Source organism: Streptomyces sp. NPDC050528 (assembly GCF_044457795.1).
Taxonomy (GTDB): Bacteria; Actinomycetota; Actinomycetes; order Streptomycetales; family Streptomycetaceae; genus Streptomyces.
Map to the genome: position 1 here is coordinate 512,968 of NZ_JBITHH010000005.1, position 15,764 is coordinate 528,731.

Here is a 15,764-nt window from a genome sequence, read left to right on the forward strand (position 1 = left end):
CATAAGGTCTACACCACGTGAGTGGACTAGACCTCTCGCGGGTGTACGGGCCACACTGTCCCCCGTGAGACATGTCATCGCCCTCGACGTGGGCGGCACCGGGATGAAGGCCGCCCTAGTGGGGGCGCAGGGCGAGCTGCTCCACCGGGCCCGCCGGGCGACCGGCCGCGAGCGCGGACCGGACGCGGTCGTCGAGCACATCCTCGACTTCGCCGCCGAACTGCGCGCCTACGGCGAGGAGCACTACGGCGAGCCCGCGTCCGCCGCCGGCGTAGCCGTCCCCGGCATCGTCGACGCGGAACGAGGCATCGCCGCGTACTCGGCGAACCTCGGCTGGCGTGACGTCCCCCTGCGCGACCTGCTGGCCGCCCGGCTCGGCGGCGTCCCGGTGGCCCTCGGCCACGACGTCCGCACCGGCGGCCTCGCCGAGGGCCGCATCGGCGCGGGCAAGGGCGCCGACCGCTTCCTGTTCGTCCCCCTGGGCACCGGCATAGCGGGCGCGATCGGCATCGACGGCCGCGTGGAGGCGGGCGCACACGGCTTCGCGGGCGAGATCGGCCACATCGTCGTACGACCGGGCGGCACGCCGTGTCCCTGCGGCCAGACCGGCTGCCTGGAGCGCTACGCCTCGGCGGCGGCGGTGACGGAGGCCTGGGCGACCGTCTCCGGCGCCCCCGACGCCGACGCGGCGGACTGCGCGCAGGCGGTCGCCTCCGGGGACCCCCGCGCGGAAAAGGTCTGGCAGGCAGCCGTGGACGCCCTCGCCGACGGCCTCGTCACCGCCCTCACCCTCCTGGACCCCCGCACGATCATCATCGGTGGCGGCCTGGCAGAGGCGGGGGAAGTCTTGTTCACACCGCTGCGGGACGCGGTCCACCACCGGATCACTTTCCAGAAGCTGCCGTCGATCGTCCCCGCGGCACTGGGGGACACAGCTGGATGCCTAGGTGCAGGCCTACTGGCCTGGGATCTCCTCAACCACACCGACCGTACGGAGGTAGCACCCTAATGGCACCCACCTCAGGGGCGCGGGACAGTGCCGATATGCGGCTCCGCCGCGGGGCGCGACAAGCCACAACGCACCCGCAGCCCGCAACCGGCACAAGGCCCCTCATCCTGTCCGGCGCCACAGTGGTCCTCCCCACCGGAACGGTCAAAGACGGCCGAGTGATCATCGACGGCACCCGCATCACCGGCGCCGCTCCAGAGAACGCCCAGGTACTCGATGTCACCGGCCACTGGCTGGTACCGGGCTTCGTGGACATCCACAACCACGGGGGCGGCGGAGCCTCCTTCACCTCCGGCACGGTCGAGGACGTCCTCAAGGGCATCCACACCCACCGCCTCCACGGCACCACAACCATCGTCGCCTCAACGGTCACCGGCGACATGGACTTCCTGGCCCAACGCGCCGGCCTCCTCTCCGAGTTGGCCGAGCAGAACGACCTCGCCGGCATCCACTTCGAGGGCCCGTTCATCTCCCCGTGCCGCAAGGGCGCCCACTCCGAGGCGCTGCTCCGCGACCCCGACCCCGCGGACGTCCGCAAGCTGGTCGACGCGGCCCGCGGCCAGGCGAAGATGGTCACCCTCGCGACCGAACTCCCCGGCGGCCTCGACTCCGTACGCCTCCTCGTCGAACACGGCGTCATCGCGGCGATCGGCCACACGGACGCGTCGTACGAGCAGACGGTGGAGGCGATCGACGCGGGCGCGACGGTCGCCACGCATCTGTACAACGCGATGCCGCAGCTCGGTCACCGCGAACCCGGCCCGATCGCGGCGCTGCTCGAAGACGAGCGCATCACCGTCGAGTTGATCAACGACGGTACGCATCTGCACGCGGCGTCCCTGGAGTTGGCGTTCCACCACGCCGGTGCGGAGCGGGTCGCACTCATCACGGACGCGATGGACGCGGCGGGCTTCGGCGACGGGCGTTACATGCTCGGCCCGCTGGAGGTCGAGGTGAGCGAGGGCGTGGCAAGGCTGGTGGAGGGCGGTTCGATCGCGGGCTCGACCCTCACCCTGGACCGGGCCTTCAAGCGCTCGGTGACGGTCGACCGGCTGCCGGTCGAGGACGTCGTCGCCGCGATCTCGGCCAACCCGGCCCGGCTGCTGGGGAGTTACGACGAGATCGGCTCGCTGGAGCCGGGCAAGTACGCGGACCTCGTGCTGCTGGACTCGGCGTTCGATCTCAAGGGCGTGATGCGGCGCGGCGAATGGGTGGTCGATCCCCAACTGGGCTGAAATGTACTGCTGTTGAGGCGGCGGTTGTCCCGGGAGACTGGGCGGACCGCCGCCTCTTTGGCATGATCGGGCCCGAACTGGACGGCAGATACACGCACTTCGGGGGGAGGTCGGCCCGGTGATCCTCACGGTCACGCTGAACACCGCTCTCGATATCACTTACCGGGTACGGGAGTTGCGACCGCACGCTTCGCACCGCGTCTCCGAGGTGACCGAACGGCCCGGCGGCAAGGGCCTGAACGTGGCCCGCGTGCTGGCCGCCCTCGGCCAGGAGGTGACGGTCACCGGCTTCACGGGCGGCGCGACGGGACGCGTCGTACAGGATCGACTCACCGGCACCCCGGGCGTGTTGGACGCCCTGGTCCCGGTCGCCGGCCCGACCCGGCGCACGATGGCGATCGTCGACGAGCTGACCGGTGACACGACTCAACTCAACGAGCCCGGCCCGACGGTCACTTCGGCGGAGTGGTCGGCATTCCAGGACGTCTACGAGTCCCTGTTGGCCGGGGCGTCGGCGGTGGCCCTGTGCGGCAGCCTGCCCCCGGGGTTACCGGTGGGCGCCTACGCGGGCCTGATCCGCACGGCCCGAACGGCCGGCGTCCCCGTCCTCCTCGACACCAGCGGCGAACCCCTGCGCCGGGGCGTCGCCGCCCGCCCCGACATCGTCAAGCCCAACACCGACGAACTGGCCGAACTCACCGGCTCCCACGAGCCGTTGCGCGCGACCCAGGACGCGCGGCGCCGGGGTGCGCGGGCGGTGGTCGCCTCACTCGGCGCGAAGGGCCTCCTGGCGGCGACCCCGGAGGGCACCTGGCACGCGACGCCCCCGGCCCGCGTCCACGGCAACCCGACCGGCGCGGGCGACTCGGCGGTCGCGGGCCTGCTGTCGGGACTGGTGGAACGGCTGCCGTGGCCGGAGCGGCTGGCACGGGCCGTAGCACTGTCGGCGGCGACCGTACTGGCGCCGGTGGCGGGCGAGTTCGACCGGGGGGCGTATGAGGAGTTGCTGGGGCGGGTCGCGGTGACGGGGGAGGTCAGCGCGGCCTGACGGACGCGCCCGGCCGCTCCCTGCCCGACGCGACGTCCCGGCTACTTCTTGACCTGGCCCTGCTTCACCCACAACTGGTCCAGCAGGACATTGCAGTTGTCGGCGTTCTCGCAGGACAGGGTGAGGGTGTTGCTGCCCTTGGTGAGGGTCGGCCACGCGAAGCTCGTCGTCCAGCCCTTCGCGAAGTCGCCGTCGGCGGCCTTCGCGTAGTTCTTCAGGCTGAACGGGCTGCCGAACTTCTTGCCGTTGATGCTCAGCGTCATCTGCTGGTCGTCACTGGTCGAGCTGTAGTGCGCGAACACCGTGTAGGTGCCGTCCGAGGGGATGCCGTTCACCTGCCAACTGACCGAGGCGCCAACGGCGTTCAGGCCTGTCACATAGATGCCGCCGTCGGCGTCGGCGCCCTTGACGTCCGAGGCCAGGGTGGCGCCGCCCTGGAGGTTCAGCGCCTTGGCGTCGATGGTCTGGGTGTCCAGGCCGCCGCTCGACTCGCTGGCGCTCGGCGACGGGCTCGACGACGCGCTCGACGAAGCCGACGGGGTCGAGCCCGCCTGGTCGTTCGTCTTGTTGTCGTCGTTGCCGTTCATCATCGCCACGCTGATGCCGATGACGACCGCGGCGACGACCGCGATCGCGCCGATCAGGAGGCCCTTGGTGTTGGGGCCTCGGCCGCGGCCGCCGTTGCCGCCGCCGTTGTAGGACGGGGGCTGCTGGCCTGCCGGCGGGCCGCCGGGGAAGGTCTCCGGGGCCTGGTAGTGCGCGTTCGGCTGGGCGGCGCCGTAGGGCTGCTGCTGCGGGACGGTCTGGCCGTACGGCTGCTGCTGGTACTGGGCGGTGGGGGCGGCCTGCTGGCCGCCGTACTGGCGCTCGCCCACCGGGCGCACGCGGTTGACCGACCCCGGGTAGCCGTAGCCGCCACCGCCGGACGGCGGCTGGGCTCCGTTGGCCTGGCCGTCGGCGTAGAGGTAGCCGAACGGGTCGTCGTCCTCGGGCGTGCTCGCGCCGTTGTTGCCGGGCGTCATCCCTAGGTACTCCTCAACAGGTGCGGGTGCAGATACGTCAGCAGAACTGCGAGCCTACCCGCTCCGCGTGGCCCAAACGGGTGACTCGGACCGCATCACATCGCTGACCTGGAGATCATCCCGCGCGTCTGTGCTGTTTGGGACGAGATCGTTTCTCGATGTACATCCGTTCGTCAGCGGACTTCAGGACCTCGTCCGCCGTCATGCCGCAGTGGGCCCACCCGATACCGAAACTGGCCCCGACCCGCATGGCCCGCCCGTCGACCCGGATGGGCTGGATGATCTCGTTCCGCAGGCGTACGGCGAGGTCGGCAGCGTCCGCCTTGCCGAGCCCGTCGGCCAGGACGACGAACTCGTCGCCCCCGAGCCGGGCCACCGTGTCGCCGTCGCGCACCGCCCGGCCGAGCCGCCGGGCGACCTCGATGAGGACCGCGTCGCCCGCGTTGTGCCCGAACCGGTCGTTGATCGACTTGAAGCCGTCGAGGTCGCAGAAGAGGACCGCGAGCCCCTTCGTGCCGTCGTCCCGCTCGCCCTCGGGGGCGATGGTGTGGACGTGGTGGTCGTAGGCGTCGAGGAGGTCGGCGCCGGGGCGGAAGTCGAAGCCGTGGCCGTTCGCGTCGTAGGCCGGATGTCCGTACGCGGCGTCGATGGACTCGATCTCGCCGGGGAACGCGGACTGCGGGCGCTGGCAGAGGCGGGCGGAGAGGCGGGTGCGCAGCTCGGCCGAGTTCGGCAGGCCGGTCAGCGCGTCGTGCGCGGCGCGGTGGGCGAGCTGCAGCTCGCGGCGCTTGCGGTCCTCTATGTCCTCGACGTGGGAGAGGAGGAAGCGCGGTCCGTCGGCGGCGTCCGCGACGACGGAGTTGCGGAGCGAGACCCAGACGTACGTGCCGTCCCGGCGGCCCAGGCGGAGCTCCGCGCGTCCGCCCTCCGCCGAGGTTCTGAGGAGCGTGCCTATGTCCTCGGGGTGGACGAGGTCCGAGAAGGAGTAGCGGCGCATCGCGGAGGCGGGGCGGCCCAGGAGGCGGCACAGGGCGTCGTTGCTGCGCAGTATTCGGCCGTGCTGGTCGCCGCCCATCTCGGCTATCGCCATGCCGGAGGGGGCGTACTCGAAGGCCTGCCGGAAGCTCTCCTCGCTGGCGCGCAGGGCCTGTTGCTCGCGCTCCAGGCGGACCAGGGCGCGCTGCATGTTGGCGCGCAGCCGGGCGTTGCTGATCGCTATGGCCGCCTGGAACGCGTACATCTGGAGCGCCTCGCGCCCCCACGCGCCCGGCCTCCGGCCGTTGCGCGGGCGGTCCACGGACAGGACGCCGATCAGCTCGCCGCACGAGCCGCCGGAGACGCCGGGGGTGTACATCGGCGCGAAGAGCCGGTCGGACGGGTGCCACTCGTCCTCGAAGCGGGGTGCGGGGCCGTCGGTGTACCACTGCGGTACGTCGTCCTCGTCGAGGACCCAGCCCTCGGTGTGCGGGATGAACCGCAGGTCGCCCCAGGACTCGCCCATGCCGAGCCGGCGCTCCCAGGAGGTGCGCGAGCCGACGCGGCCGGTGATGAGCGCCTCGGCGGCGGAGTTGCCCGCGAAGGCGGCGACCACGAGGTCACCGTCGGGGCGCACGAGGTTGACGCACGCCAGCTCGTACCCGAGACCGTTGACGACGCCGTCGGCGACGGTCTGCAGGGTGTCCGCCAGGCTGCGGGCGGTGTTCATGTCCGCCATGACCGTGTGCAGTTGCCGCAGGGTCGCAAGACGGACGTAGGGTTCCGACTCGGTCTCCATACTCGCCCTCCCCCCGAGACCTCGCAGTGAATCAAGGGTCATCTTCCCCGCCACTGAATCACAGCGCGCTGCCCACTCGGTACACAGGGTCAACAATTACTACCCCTTGTGACTCAAGTCACAGCAGAAGATGAACAATTGAGTGGAGTTTCTGCATTTTCCCTGTGCGTTTCCTGAACGCAAACTTTGTGGGTGTGTGGACATGATGCACGACGATGTTCCGTCGCGTGGTCCATTGGTCCTAGGACCCGGTGGGGTCCTGATCGGACCGAGGTCCGATGTGGTGCGCGGACTCCGGAGACTAGCGTTTCGAACGTGCCGAACACCGCCTCGCAGACCGCCGCGATCACCGAGCCCCGTCCCTCCGGGCATGCTGTGGGGGTGAGCAACGACGAGTTCCGCGCCGCCCTCGCGCGACTGGCCGCGGGCGTGGTCCTGGTGACCGCGCACGAGGAGCCGTACGACCCGGACGACCCCCAGGCCCCGGTCGGCGAGGACGTCGGCATGACCGCGACCGCCTTCATGTCCGTCTCCCTGGACCCGCCCCTGGTCCTGGTCAGCCTCCGCAACGGCTCCCGCATGGACGACCTCCTCGACGAACAGCCCCTGTGGGCCGTCTCGGTCCTCTCGGAAAGCCAACGCCACATCGCGGGCCGCTTCGCGATGAAGGGCCGCATCAGCGACCGCCTGCTCTTCGACGACATCCCGTACGTCCACGGGGAGGCGTCCGGGGCGCCCTTGGTCCGGGGCGCTCTGGCGACGCTGGAGTGCCGGACCGAGCAGCGGGTTGTGGCGGGCGACCACACCCTTGTCATCGGGCGGGTGCTGACGGCGGAGGTGGGGAGCGCGGAGGGGGGTCCGCTGTCGTACTTCCGGGGGAGGTACCGGCAGTTGGGGTAGGGGGGACGCTTTTCCGGTGCCGGGGACGGCAGTTGGGGCGGCGGGCCGTGACGGTCAATTCGGTGGTCCGACGGTGATCCGGCCGCCTACCGTGCACGCATGACGACGAACCCCGCCGCCGGATCCGGGCCGCGCCTCGAAGAGATCACGCCGGCCAACTTCGAGGCCGCCGTGGGCATTCGGGTCCGTCCCGACCAGGAGTTCGCGGTCTCCCCCGTCATGAAGTCGCTCGCCGAGGCCTACGTCCATCCCGGCACCGCGTGGCCGCGCCTGATCGTCGACGAGGACCGGCCCGTCGGCTTCCTCATGGCCTTCTTCGACATCGACTGGAACCTGGACGGGTCCGTGATCCGTTCCGGCCTGTGGCGGCTGAACATCGCGGCGGACCAACAGGGGCGCGGCTACGGGAAGTTCGCCGTGGAGTCGGTCGCCGCGGAGATCCGCCGCCGGGGTGGCAAAGAGCTGTATGTGACGTGGCACGAGGGTCCGTTGGGGCCGGCGAAGTTCTATCTGGGGCTGGGGTTCCGGCCCAACGGGGAGCTGAGCGGGGGCGAGACGGTGGGCGTGCTGCAACTGCCGTAGCCGCGCGCCGATTTGAGCGTGTGCCCGCGTTTCAGACCAGGCGCACGTCCAGCAGCGCCGCCTTCTCCGGTGCCGTCACGATGTCGATCACGGCGATGCGGTCGCGGACGAACGTGAAGGTCAGGGTGCGTTCGGGGCGGTCGTCGACGATCAGGGCGATGGCGGTGGCGCCGTTCACCAGGGCGGGGTGGGCGAGGTGGGCGAAGTGCGCGAAGCTGATCGCCCCGGCCGCGACGGAGGCGGCACCGGCGGTCACGGCGTCCTCGGAGCGGGCGACCACGTCCGGGTCGAGCACCTTCACCAGCGCGTCGAAGTCGCCCTCGCGCACGGCGGCCAGGAACGCGTCGGCGACCACCCGTTGCCGTACGAGATCCGTGTCCGGCGCGGGAGCGCCCTGCACTCGGCGGCGGGCCCGGCTCGCCAACTGGCGTGCCGCTGTGGGCGTGCGGCCGACGATGGACGCGATCTCGTCGAAGGGGACGGCGAACAGGTCGTGCAGCACGAAGGCGAGGCGTTCGGCGGGGGTCAGGGTCTCCAGGACGACGAGGAGCGCTACGCCCACCGAGTCGGCGAGGACGGCGTCCTGTTCGGGATCGGGGCCGGGGGCAGGGGCGGGCGTAACGGCTTCGAGGGGTTCCTCCGCGCGGGACTTGCGGGCGCGGAGCATGTCGAGGCAGACGCGGCCGACGACGGTCGTGAGCCAGCCGCCCAGGTTCTCCACCCGGTCGCTGCCCGTACGGCTCAGCCGGAACCAGGCCTCCTGCACCGCGTCGTCGGCCTCGGCGGAGGAGCCGAGCATGCGGTGGGCGACGGCGCGGAGACGGGGACGGTGGGTTTCGAATCGGGCGGCGAGGAATTCGCCGTCGCTTTCCGTACCGTTCCCGTTCCCGTTCTCTTCGCGCTCGCTCTCTTCGCGCCCGTTCTTTTCGGGGAATTCGAAGTCGCCCATGGGTCACGCCCCTCTTCGCCGTCCGTCCCTCACTGACTGGACGGACGACGGCCGAGGAATGTGACAAGACAACGGGCACCCGGCGCGGGACTAGCCCCAGTCCCGCCCGTTCCGCCCCCGCTTGGTGTCGGACCGCTGCTTCTTCTCCCGCAACCGGCGTTCGTTGATACCGCGCGGAATACGGGTCGCCCGGCGCGGCTTCGGCGGCGGCGCGGTGGCCTCCGCGAGCAGCGCCGCGAGGCGTACGGCGGCGGTCTCGCGGTTGCGCCACTGGGAGCGGTGCTCGGAGGACCGTACGGTCACGACGCCGTCGACGAGCCGCGAGGCGAGCCGTTCCAGCGCGCGCTGCTTCCACACCGGGGGCAGGGACTCGGTCTTGGCCAGGTCGAAGCGCAGCTCCACCTGGGAGTCGCTGGTGTTGACGTGCTGCCCACCCGGCCCTGACGACCGCGAGAAACGCCACATGAGCTCGGCCTCGGGCAGGGAGACGGAGCCGCGGACGGGATAGGGACCGGACATGTCCCCATGGTCGCGTGTCTGTCCGGTCCACGTCACTCCCTTTACTCCGAAGGTTCCGGGTAAAGAAAGTAAAGTCACCTGGAACCTTCCATACCCCTCTTGGCGTTCATAGAGGTACCGGTAGCTTCGTCCCCAGTACGAAGCCCGCACCGCAACGAGGGAAGGACTCCCAACAATGGCTGTAAGCCTGTCCAAGGGTGGCAACGTCTCGCTCACCAAGGAGGCCCCGGGCCTGACCGCCGTCACCGTAGGCCTCGGCTGGGACGTCCGCACCACCACCGGCACGGACTTCGACCTCGACGCCTCGGCGATCGCGGTCAACCCCGAGGGCAAGGTCTACTCGGACGGTCACTTCATCTTCTTCAACAACAAGTCGACCCCGGACCAGACGATCGTCCACACCGGCGACAACCGCACGGGCGAGGGCGCGGGCGACGACGAGGCGATCAACGTCAACCTCGCGGGCCTCCCGGCGGACGTCGACAAGATCGTCTTCCCGGTCTCGATCTACGACGCGGAGACCCGCTCGCAGAACTTCGGCCAGGTCCGCAACGCGTACATCCGCATCGTGAACCAGGCCGGCGGCGCCGAGATCGCCCGCTACGACCTCTCCGAGGACGCGGCGACGGAGACGGCGATGGTCTTCGGCGAGCTGTACCGCAACGGCGCGGAGTGGAAGTTCCGCGCGGTGGGCCAGGGTTACGCCTCGGGCCTGGTCGGCATCGCGCAGGACTTCGGCGTCAACGTCTGACGCACGCCGCGTATGTAGTGCCGTAGTGCAGTGCCGTAATGCAGTGCCGTGTGTGAGGCCCCCGGCCGTGATGGCGACCGGGGGCCTCGGCATGCGCGGAACGCGGAACAGGGCGGGGGGGTCCACAGGGGGATCTCAGTCCCGTATGAGAATGTGCCGGGATCCCCGCACGCGAATTTGCCGGGGATCAACAGCCGTTGGCCCCTGGAAGGACAGCGAGCCCTATGTCGTTCGGACCGTCCCCCGCCGGTTTCGGGCCTCCCCCACCTCCCCCGCCTCCCGCCTGGATCCCGCCGACCGAGACGGAACGCGCGCTGGCCGAGGCGCGGGCGCGCGGCGACCGGCCCGCGTACTACGACGTACTGTCCGGGGTCCGCCTCTACTACGTGATGTCCCGCGAGGCCTACGACGCCCAACCCGACCGTGTGCACCGGGTGTTCACCCGCGACCCCCGCACCGGCGCGGAACGCTGGGAACTCTTCACCGACGGCATGCTCCCCGCTCCGCGAGCCGATGACCTGGTGTACTCGCGCGCCTCGCTGCGCTGGATAGCCGACGCCTGGAACCCGCAGTGCCCGCCCACCCTCGTCGTCAACCCCGGCTCCCCCTGCGAACTCGCCCTCGCCTACGGCCCGTTGGGCACAACGGACTGGTCGGGCGCGGCGAACCGCACGGACACCCCCTCCACCTCCATGCGCCTGCGCGCCCTCCACGTCGGCGGCGTCCTCCACGGCCCCGTCGCCCACGGCCTGGCCTGCGGGGCCCTGCTCTGTGTCAACAACGGCTCCCTCTGGAACGCGCCGGCCTGGCACGGACACGGCTACGACGGTGAGCGGCGGCGGCTGCGCGAGTGGTGGGGCATCACCACCCGCGCCGAGTGGCAGTACCACCTGCGGAACCTGCTCGCCTGCGAAGCGTCCAGCTCCGTATGGGAGTTCGCGCTGGGCCTGCGCCGTACGATCGCCCGCGACTTCGGCGGCCACGTGGACACGGGGTACTGGCGGCAGGCGGTGGCCACCGTCATCCGCGCCAACTCGGAGGGCGCCACGGTGATCACGGAGGACGGCGTCACCAAAACCGACCCCCGCCCCGCGTCGGAGACCGAGGCGCGCATCACGGGCGTCCAGCACCTGATCGGCCGTATCACCCGCTACGAGGCCCGCATGCGCGCCGACGGCATCCTCGACGAGAACCGTTACGTCACGTCGGTGGAGGCCTGGGATCTGGGCCGCGCCTCGAAGATGGCCCGCTGGGGCCTGGGCGCCCGCTTCGCCACCCTCCCGGAAACGGAGTCGGCCCTCATCCGCGCCGGCCGCGCCGCCGCCCTCGCCTACCGCTCCTGGCCCGACTTCTCCGCCGGCTACATCCTGGGCCGCTGCCTGCACTTCGACGAGGAGGAGTTCGGGGACTGGTACCAGGACATGGTCTCGGCGCACCGGATTCTGATGTCGGAGGCCGGGAGTCCCTGGCTGAACATCCCTTTCCGGTAGGGGGAGTTCCGCTGGGCGGTGCGGCCGGATCGCCTCTCGGGAATCCGGGCTGTGCAGCAGAATGAGTCGCATGACAAGCCTTCGCATCGCGCTCGCCAACATCGACATTCCCGAGAATCCGGAAGACTCCGTGGTGCGAGCCGAGCGTGCGGTCAGAGCCGCCGCCGCTGCCGACGCGCGTATCGTGTGCTTCCCGGAAGCGTATGTGCCGGGCTATCCATGGCCGCCGCAATCGCGCAAGGCCGTGAGCGCCGACTTCTTGGAAGCCGCGCACGAGCGCATGGCCCGGGCCGCGCGGGAAAGCCGTATCCATGTGGTGCTCGGTACGGAGCGGTATGTTTCCGCCGCCAAGCCACGTCTGACCACGCTCGTACTTCGGCCCGACGGCGACCGAGCGGGTTATCAGGACAAGGTGCAGCTCGACCCGGAGGAAGATGCCATATACGAGGCGGGCAGCGATCGCCGGATCTTCGAAGTCGACGGTTTCCGCTTCGGCATCGTGATCTGCCACGAGGGCTTTCGCTATCCGGAGACGGTACGCTGGGCCGTTTCCAACGGCGCCCAATTCGTCTTCCTCCCGCACTACAGCGAAGCGGAGCCGGGCGCGTTCCAGCCGACCGAATTCGCCGACCCGAGAAACTCCTTCCACGAGAAGGCATTTCTCTGTCGCGCGGCCGAGAACAATTGCTACGTCGCCGCCGTCAACTGCGCGAGTCCGGGATCGCCCACGACATCCGCCGTGGTCCGGCCGGACGGCACACTGCTCAGCCATCAGCCTTATGGAAAGCCCGGATTGCTGGTCTGCGACATCGACCCCGCCGAAGCCACGCCACTGCTCGCACAACGGCTGAAAACCTGTTCCTGAATTGTCGATCGGGATTCGGTCGAGTCACAAGACCCTTTCGCTTCCCCTGCGATGCCCGCATGGCATCACAGAACACGCGACAGGTATTGGACAGGACCGATAATCAGACCGCACGGTGAAGTCGAACCTGATCAACAGCGGCGACTCAAAGAGGACTCTTGATGGCTGACAGGACTGCACCCCTCCTCATGTCCGAGTCGGTCGACTACGGCGTCCTGATTCCCCTGGACGTCTATTTCGACGACCTCGACCCCTACGGAATGCTGCACAACAGTCGGTACACCGTGATGGTCGAACGCGCGTGGAACACCTACGCGTTGAGCCTGGGCTTCGGCGCCTCCGACGAGGCCGAGCCGACCCACTACGTCGTGAAGGCGGTCACCATCGTGTTCGACCTCCCGGTGATGGGCACCGGCGAAATCGCCGTCCACCTCTGGACCGAGCGGGTGGGCCGCACATCGGCAACGACCGGCTTCCGCGTGTGCGGCCGTGACGGCGACACCACATACGCACACGGGACGCGGACCATCGTGAATCTGAGCGGGGAGACGATGCGACCCGTCGCGTGGTCCGAGGCCCATCGAGGGGGGTTCGGTCGGATTCAGGGGTCTGGTGCCTGAGCCCTTGACGATCTCTGGTCGGCCGACGGGCGCGTCCGCTGCCCTTTCCGCGCCACCCAGTAGTGGAGGGCGGTCGAGCCCAGGAGCACCAACCCCATGAAGACCCCGCTGAAGAGCCAACCGACCGGAGTGCCTTTGGCTCTTTCCACACTCCAGAAGACCACCGACAGCCCGCCCCAGCTCGCACCCAGGAATGCGAGGACCCGTCCGAACCCGCCGGTGCGCGAACGCTGCGCGGGCGGACGCCTCGCGGGCGGACGGGCGGCGGGGCCGTAGCCGACGCGCTCGTAGTGCAACTGCGTCAGGCGCTCCAACCGCAGGAGCAGGGCGAAGAACAGCGTCATCCCCGCGCCCAGCAAGACCGCCTGCAAGAAACGCGTCCCATCGGTGAACGCCCCGAAGGTCGAGCCCCCCAGCGCCGCGAGCGGCACCGCCAGGACAGCCGCGGAACGCAGCGGGCGGCCGGCGACGCGAACCGCGATGGGCGCCGGGGGCCGGGACCTCCCGCCCATGCCGAGAGCCCGATCGGCTCTCAGGCTCACGTTCAGCAGCGCTGTCTCGGCCTTCCGCAGTACCCGTAGTGTCCGCTTCATAGGTCCTTCGCACGTCGGAGATGTTGTCACCAGGGGGTACAGCTTGGCCTCTGGCCGGTCTTGATGGCGAGGAGCAAGGGGTGGAGGCGGCCGAGGAGCACTCCGCTTCGCTCGATGACAGGCGCTCGACGGAACCCGAACCGGAACCCCAGCCGCTAGCGTGCCCCCATGTTCCTCGAACCGCTCACGCCGACCGAGGCCGGCGCGCTCCCCGGCGAGTTGCTCACCGAGCTGACCGCCCTCTACGCCTCGAACCACGCGTTCCACGCCCTGAGCGGTGACTTCCCGGACCCGGAGGACATCCGGCCGGAGCAGGTGGCGACCGCGCTCGCCGACGAACTGGCCGATCCGGACACCGAGGTGCTGCTCGCCCGGAGTGCCGGGCGGCTGGTCGGGATCGCGATCACCCTCGCGACGCATCCCGACCCGGACGACGAGGACCCCTGGATCGGGCTGCTGATGATCGACGCGACGCAGCAACAGCAGGGGCACGGGCGGCAGTTGGCGTCGCTCGTCGAGGACCGGTTCCGTACGGCCGGCCGAACCGCCGTACGTCTGGCCGTCCTTGAGAACAATCCCGACGGCCTCGCCTTCTGGACCGCCCTCGGCTACGACGTCATCGACCACCGCAAGGACCGCCAACTCGGCCGCCCCTGCGCGGTGTTGCGCAAGCAGCTGCGCAAACTCCGCCGGGCCGCGCGCGTCGCCGTACTCGACCCCTCCGGCGCCGTCTTCCTCTTCCTGCACGACGACTCCGCGAACGGCACCTTCTGGGCCCTGCCCGGCGGCGGCATCGAGGGGGACGAGACCCCGCCCGAGGGCGCGCTGCGGGAGCTGCGGGAGGAGACCGGCTGGACCGACCTGCCCCTCGGCCCCCTCCTCTGCACCCGGGACCGCGACTTCACCCGCGCCGACACCCACATCCGGCAGCACGAGCACATCTACGTCACCCACGGCCCCCACCGCGAACCCGGCGGCCCCGACCTCGCCGCCGCCCATGCCGAGGACGGCATCCTCGACTGGCGGTGGTGGACGCGGGAGGAGTTGCGTACGGCGACCGAGACCGTGTTCCCGGCCGAACTCGCGCGGCTGCTCGACGAGTTGGAGGAGAGGGCGGAATAGGAAGACGAGCGCGACACACAATCCGTCCGGCCTGAAGAAGTCCCGGTTCGACCCGGACCTCGGCATCGTCCCCGCCGACCCGGACGGCGAGATCACCCCGCTCCAGCACGTCCTCGGCGGCAAGAACAAGGCCGCCAAGGAATCCAGCCAGTACACCTCCTTCGCCCCGCAGGACGGCACCGGGAAGGTCTACGGCAACGAGGAGATCCGGGTCGACTACCAGCGGCTCCAGCAGGACATCGACGCGGGCAAGGTCCAGGGCGTCCGGATCCTGGACCCGGAACAGGTCCAGCGGTCCATCAACGACGAGATCGACAAGGTCGCCGGACGCGAGATCGACGTACCCGGCACCCTCCGGGCCGGCGAGACCGACCAGGCGTCGGACTTCGTAGACGGACTCGGGCTGAGCAAGGGTAAGTCACGTACGGTCTTGGACCGGGTCAGGGCCCTGCTCAACACCCGCCGCGACGGCGAGTGGCTGATCAGCGGGACCGTCCCCAAGGAGTACGTCACCGGACCGTTCCCCACCTCCGGATCGTAGGAAAGAGCAGACCCCATGGCCGACACCAAGGACCGCCGGCAGCCCGGCCCCGAGCTGCGAGCCCTGCTCTACACCGACTTCGACGGCAACCCGGCGGACCCCGACGACGTGATCGCCGACGCTTTGGACGACGGCGGTTATCTGGAACGCACTCCCGGCCTGACCGCGATCCTCCAGGACCCCGCCGCCGACCCTGCCGCCCGCCTGCTCGCCTGCTGCGCACTCACCAGCTGGGCCGACCCGCTCGGCTACGACACCGTGCTACGGGCCGCCGCCGACCCCGACGACGTGGTCTGGCGCGGCCAGTCCGCCGACCGGTTCTTCAGCCAGGACGACACCTTCGGCCAGCTCGCCGACGCGGTGGGGGCCAGCAGGGACATGGTCGACGAACGCGGCACCGCCGGACTGCGGATCGCGGCGGCGCGCGCGCTGATCTCGCTTGCGGGCCGTGTCCAGTACGACCGGCACATCTCCTCACTGCTGTCCCGCGAGATCGTCGAAGCAGCTCAGGGCGAGATCGACGCCACGGTCGGGCGGGGCATCACCCGCCTCGCCTCCGGCGAGCACATTCCCTACGACCTCGGCCTCCAACTCGCCCTGCTCACCGTCGCGATGAAGACATACGACGAGCCGGGCGCGAACGACGCCATGATTCGCCTCGCCGCCGCCCACCCGGGCGAGCGAGCCCTCCGAGAACTCGCGGACGCCACCGGAAGCTCCCTCTGGTCGTTGTAGAGGTCACCA

Annotated in this window: 16 protein-coding genes; 11 read left to right on the forward strand and 5 right to left on the reverse strand. The window is 70.2% G+C overall.

Annotated features, from left to right (window positions below; translation table 11 throughout):
• The first annotated feature begins 64 nt into the window (after window positions 1-64).
• The 3 genes from ACIBK4_RS20585 to ACIBK4_RS20595 all read left to right on the forward strand — a co-directional run bounded on the left by ACIBK4_RS20585 (window position 65) and on the right by ACIBK4_RS20595 (window position 3,292).
• The gene (locus ACIBK4_RS20585) at window positions 65-1,009 is read left to right on the forward strand and encodes an ROK family protein (protein ID WP_398996174.1); all 945 of its coding nucleotides are present in this window, start codon (window positions 65-67) and stop codon (window positions 1,007-1,009) included.
• Window positions 1,009-2,244 carry an N-acetylglucosamine-6-phosphate deacetylase gene (gene nagA, locus ACIBK4_RS20590; protein ID WP_398996175.1) on the forward strand — a complete coding sequence of 412 codons (1,236 nt, stop codon included), beginning with the start codon at window positions 1,009-1,011 and terminating at the stop codon, window positions 2,242-2,244. Before ACIBK4_RS20585 ends, nagA begins: the two co-directional genes overlap by 1 nt.
• Before the next feature lie 118 nt (window positions 2,245-2,362).
• Window positions 2,363-3,292 carry a 1-phosphofructokinase family hexose kinase gene (locus tag ACIBK4_RS20595; RefSeq protein ID WP_398996176.1) on the forward strand — a complete coding sequence of 310 codons (930 nt, stop codon included), beginning with the start codon at window positions 2,363-2,365 and terminating at the stop codon, window positions 3,290-3,292.
• 41 nt (window positions 3,293-3,333) lie between these two features.
• Here ACIBK4_RS20595 and ACIBK4_RS20600 read toward each other — a convergent pair whose 3' ends face one another.
• Together ACIBK4_RS20600 and cdgB are read right to left on the reverse strand one after the other, a co-directional pair.
• A complete protein-coding gene (locus ACIBK4_RS20600) occupies window positions 3,334-4,314 on the reverse strand; it encodes a carbohydrate-binding protein (RefSeq protein ID WP_398996177.1) in 981 nt (326 codons plus the stop codon).
• 115 nt (window positions 4,315-4,429) lie between these two features.
• Window positions 4,430-6,088, reverse strand: coding sequence for a diguanylate cyclase CdgB (gene cdgB / locus ACIBK4_RS20605; protein WP_366433583.1), 1,659 nt, complete (start codon window positions 6,086-6,088; stop codon window positions 4,430-4,432).
• Between the two features lie 315 nt (window positions 6,089-6,403).
• On the opposite strand from cdgB, the gene ACIBK4_RS20610 reads away from it, so the two are divergent.
• Both ACIBK4_RS20610 and ACIBK4_RS20615 read left to right on the forward strand, forming a co-directional pair.
• Window positions 6,404-6,988 (forward strand): flavin reductase family protein, encoded by a 585-nt coding sequence (locus ACIBK4_RS20610; RefSeq protein ID WP_398996178.1) that lies wholly within the window; start codon window positions 6,404-6,406, stop codon window positions 6,986-6,988.
• A 99-nt stretch (window positions 6,989-7,087) separates the two neighbouring features.
• Window positions 7,088-7,570, forward strand: a complete 483-nt coding sequence (locus ACIBK4_RS20615) for a GNAT family N-acetyltransferase (protein WP_398996179.1) — start codon at window positions 7,088-7,090, stop codon at window positions 7,568-7,570.
• A gap of 31 nt (window positions 7,571-7,601) precedes the next feature.
• On the opposite strand, the gene ACIBK4_RS20620 is transcribed toward ACIBK4_RS20615, so the two are convergent.
• Both ACIBK4_RS20620 and arfB read right to left on the reverse strand, forming a co-directional pair.
• The gene (locus tag ACIBK4_RS20620; RefSeq protein ID WP_398996180.1) at window positions 7,602-8,519 is read right to left on the reverse strand and encodes a sigma-70 family RNA polymerase sigma factor; all 918 of its coding nucleotides are present in this window, start codon (window positions 8,517-8,519) and stop codon (window positions 7,602-7,604) included.
• A gap of 90 nt (window positions 8,520-8,609) precedes the next feature.
• Window positions 8,610-9,038, reverse strand: a complete 429-nt coding sequence (gene arfB / locus ACIBK4_RS20625; RefSeq protein WP_366433587.1) for an alternative ribosome rescue aminoacyl-tRNA hydrolase ArfB — start codon at window positions 9,036-9,038, stop codon at window positions 8,610-8,612.
• Between the two features lie 175 nt (window positions 9,039-9,213).
• Here arfB and ACIBK4_RS20630 point away from each other — a divergent pair, with 175 nt between their 5' ends.
• The 4 genes from ACIBK4_RS20630 (at window position 9,214) to ACIBK4_RS20645 (ending at window position 12,764) form a co-directional block, all read left to right on the forward strand.
• A complete protein-coding gene (locus ACIBK4_RS20630; RefSeq protein ID WP_398996181.1) occupies window positions 9,214-9,789 on the forward strand; it encodes a TerD family protein in 576 nt (191 codons plus the stop codon).
• 224 nt (window positions 9,790-10,013) lie between these two features.
• Window positions 10,014-11,279, forward strand: coding sequence for a DUF1266 domain-containing protein (locus ACIBK4_RS20635; protein ID WP_398996182.1), 1,266 nt, complete (start codon window positions 10,014-10,016; stop codon window positions 11,277-11,279).
• A 70-nt stretch (window positions 11,280-11,349) separates the two neighbouring features.
• The gene (locus ACIBK4_RS20640) at window positions 11,350-12,144 is read left to right on the forward strand and encodes a carbon-nitrogen hydrolase family protein (protein ID WP_398996183.1); all 795 of its coding nucleotides are present in this window, start codon (window positions 11,350-11,352) and stop codon (window positions 12,142-12,144) included.
• Window positions 12,145-12,305: 161 nt separating this feature from the next.
• The gene (locus ACIBK4_RS20645) at window positions 12,306-12,764 is read left to right on the forward strand and encodes an acyl-CoA thioesterase (RefSeq protein ID WP_398996184.1); all 459 of its coding nucleotides are present in this window, start codon (window positions 12,306-12,308) and stop codon (window positions 12,762-12,764) included.
• Here ACIBK4_RS20645 and ACIBK4_RS20650 read toward each other — a convergent pair.
• Window positions 12,746-13,357 (reverse strand): hypothetical protein, encoded by a 612-nt coding sequence (locus ACIBK4_RS20650; RefSeq protein ID WP_398996185.1) that lies wholly within the window; start codon window positions 13,355-13,357, stop codon window positions 12,746-12,748. The two genes, ACIBK4_RS20645 and ACIBK4_RS20650, sit on opposite strands and share 19 nt — an antisense overlap.
• A gap of 168 nt (window positions 13,358-13,525) precedes the next feature.
• On the opposite strand from ACIBK4_RS20650, the gene ACIBK4_RS20655 reads away from it, so the two are divergent.
• Together ACIBK4_RS20655 and ACIBK4_RS20660 are read left to right on the forward strand one after the other, a co-directional pair.
• Window positions 13,526-14,479 (forward strand): GNAT family N-acetyltransferase, encoded by a 954-nt coding sequence (locus tag ACIBK4_RS20655; RefSeq protein ID WP_398996186.1) that lies wholly within the window; start codon window positions 13,526-13,528, stop codon window positions 14,477-14,479.
• 556 nt (window positions 14,480-15,035) lie between these two features.
• Window positions 15,036-15,755 carry a hypothetical protein gene (locus ACIBK4_RS20660; protein WP_398996187.1) on the forward strand — a complete coding sequence of 240 codons (720 nt, stop codon included), beginning with the start codon at window positions 15,036-15,038 and terminating at the stop codon, window positions 15,753-15,755.
• The last annotated feature ends 9 nt before the right edge of the window (window positions 15,756-15,764 follow it).

Bases quoted from the DNA above. Each gene is read 5' to 3' on its own strand.
- nagA (WP_398996175.1), top strand. From the start codon at position 1,009: ATGGCACCCACCTCAGGGGCGCGGGACAGTGCCGATATGCGGCTCCGC.
- ACIBK4_RS20600 (WP_398996177.1), bottom strand. From the start codon at position 4,314: ATGACGCCCGGCAACAACGGCGCGAGCACGCCCGAGGACGACGACCCG.
- cdgB (WP_366433583.1), bottom strand. From the start codon at position 6,088: ATGGAGACCGAGTCGGAACCCTACGTCCGTCTTGCGACCCTGCGGCAA.
- ACIBK4_RS20615 (WP_398996179.1), top strand. From the start codon at position 7,088: ATGACGACGAACCCCGCCGCCGGATCCGGGCCGCGCCTCGAAGAGATC.
- ACIBK4_RS20620 (WP_398996180.1), bottom strand. From the start codon at position 8,519: ATGGGCGACTTCGAATTCCCCGAAAAGAACGGGCGCGAAGAGAGCGAG.
- arfB (WP_366433587.1), bottom strand. From the start codon at position 9,038: ATGTCCGGTCCCTATCCCGTCCGCGGCTCCGTCTCCCTGCCCGAGGCC.
- ACIBK4_RS20630 (WP_398996181.1), top strand. From the start codon at position 9,214: ATGGCTGTAAGCCTGTCCAAGGGTGGCAACGTCTCGCTCACCAAGGAG.
- ACIBK4_RS20635 (WP_398996182.1), top strand. From the start codon at position 10,014: ATGTCGTTCGGACCGTCCCCCGCCGGTTTCGGGCCTCCCCCACCTCCC.
- ACIBK4_RS20640 (WP_398996183.1), top strand. From the start codon at position 11,350: ATGACAAGCCTTCGCATCGCGCTCGCCAACATCGACATTCCCGAGAAT.
- ACIBK4_RS20645 (WP_398996184.1), top strand. From the start codon at position 12,306: ATGGCTGACAGGACTGCACCCCTCCTCATGTCCGAGTCGGTCGACTAC.
- ACIBK4_RS20650 (WP_398996185.1), bottom strand. From the start codon at position 13,357: ATGAAGCGGACACTACGGGTACTGCGGAAGGCCGAGACAGCGCTGCTG.
- ACIBK4_RS20655 (WP_398996186.1), top strand. From the start codon at position 13,526: ATGTTCCTCGAACCGCTCACGCCGACCGAGGCCGGCGCGCTCCCCGGC.
- ACIBK4_RS20660 (WP_398996187.1), top strand. From the start codon at position 15,036: ATGGCCGACACCAAGGACCGCCGGCAGCCCGGCCCCGAGCTGCGAGCC.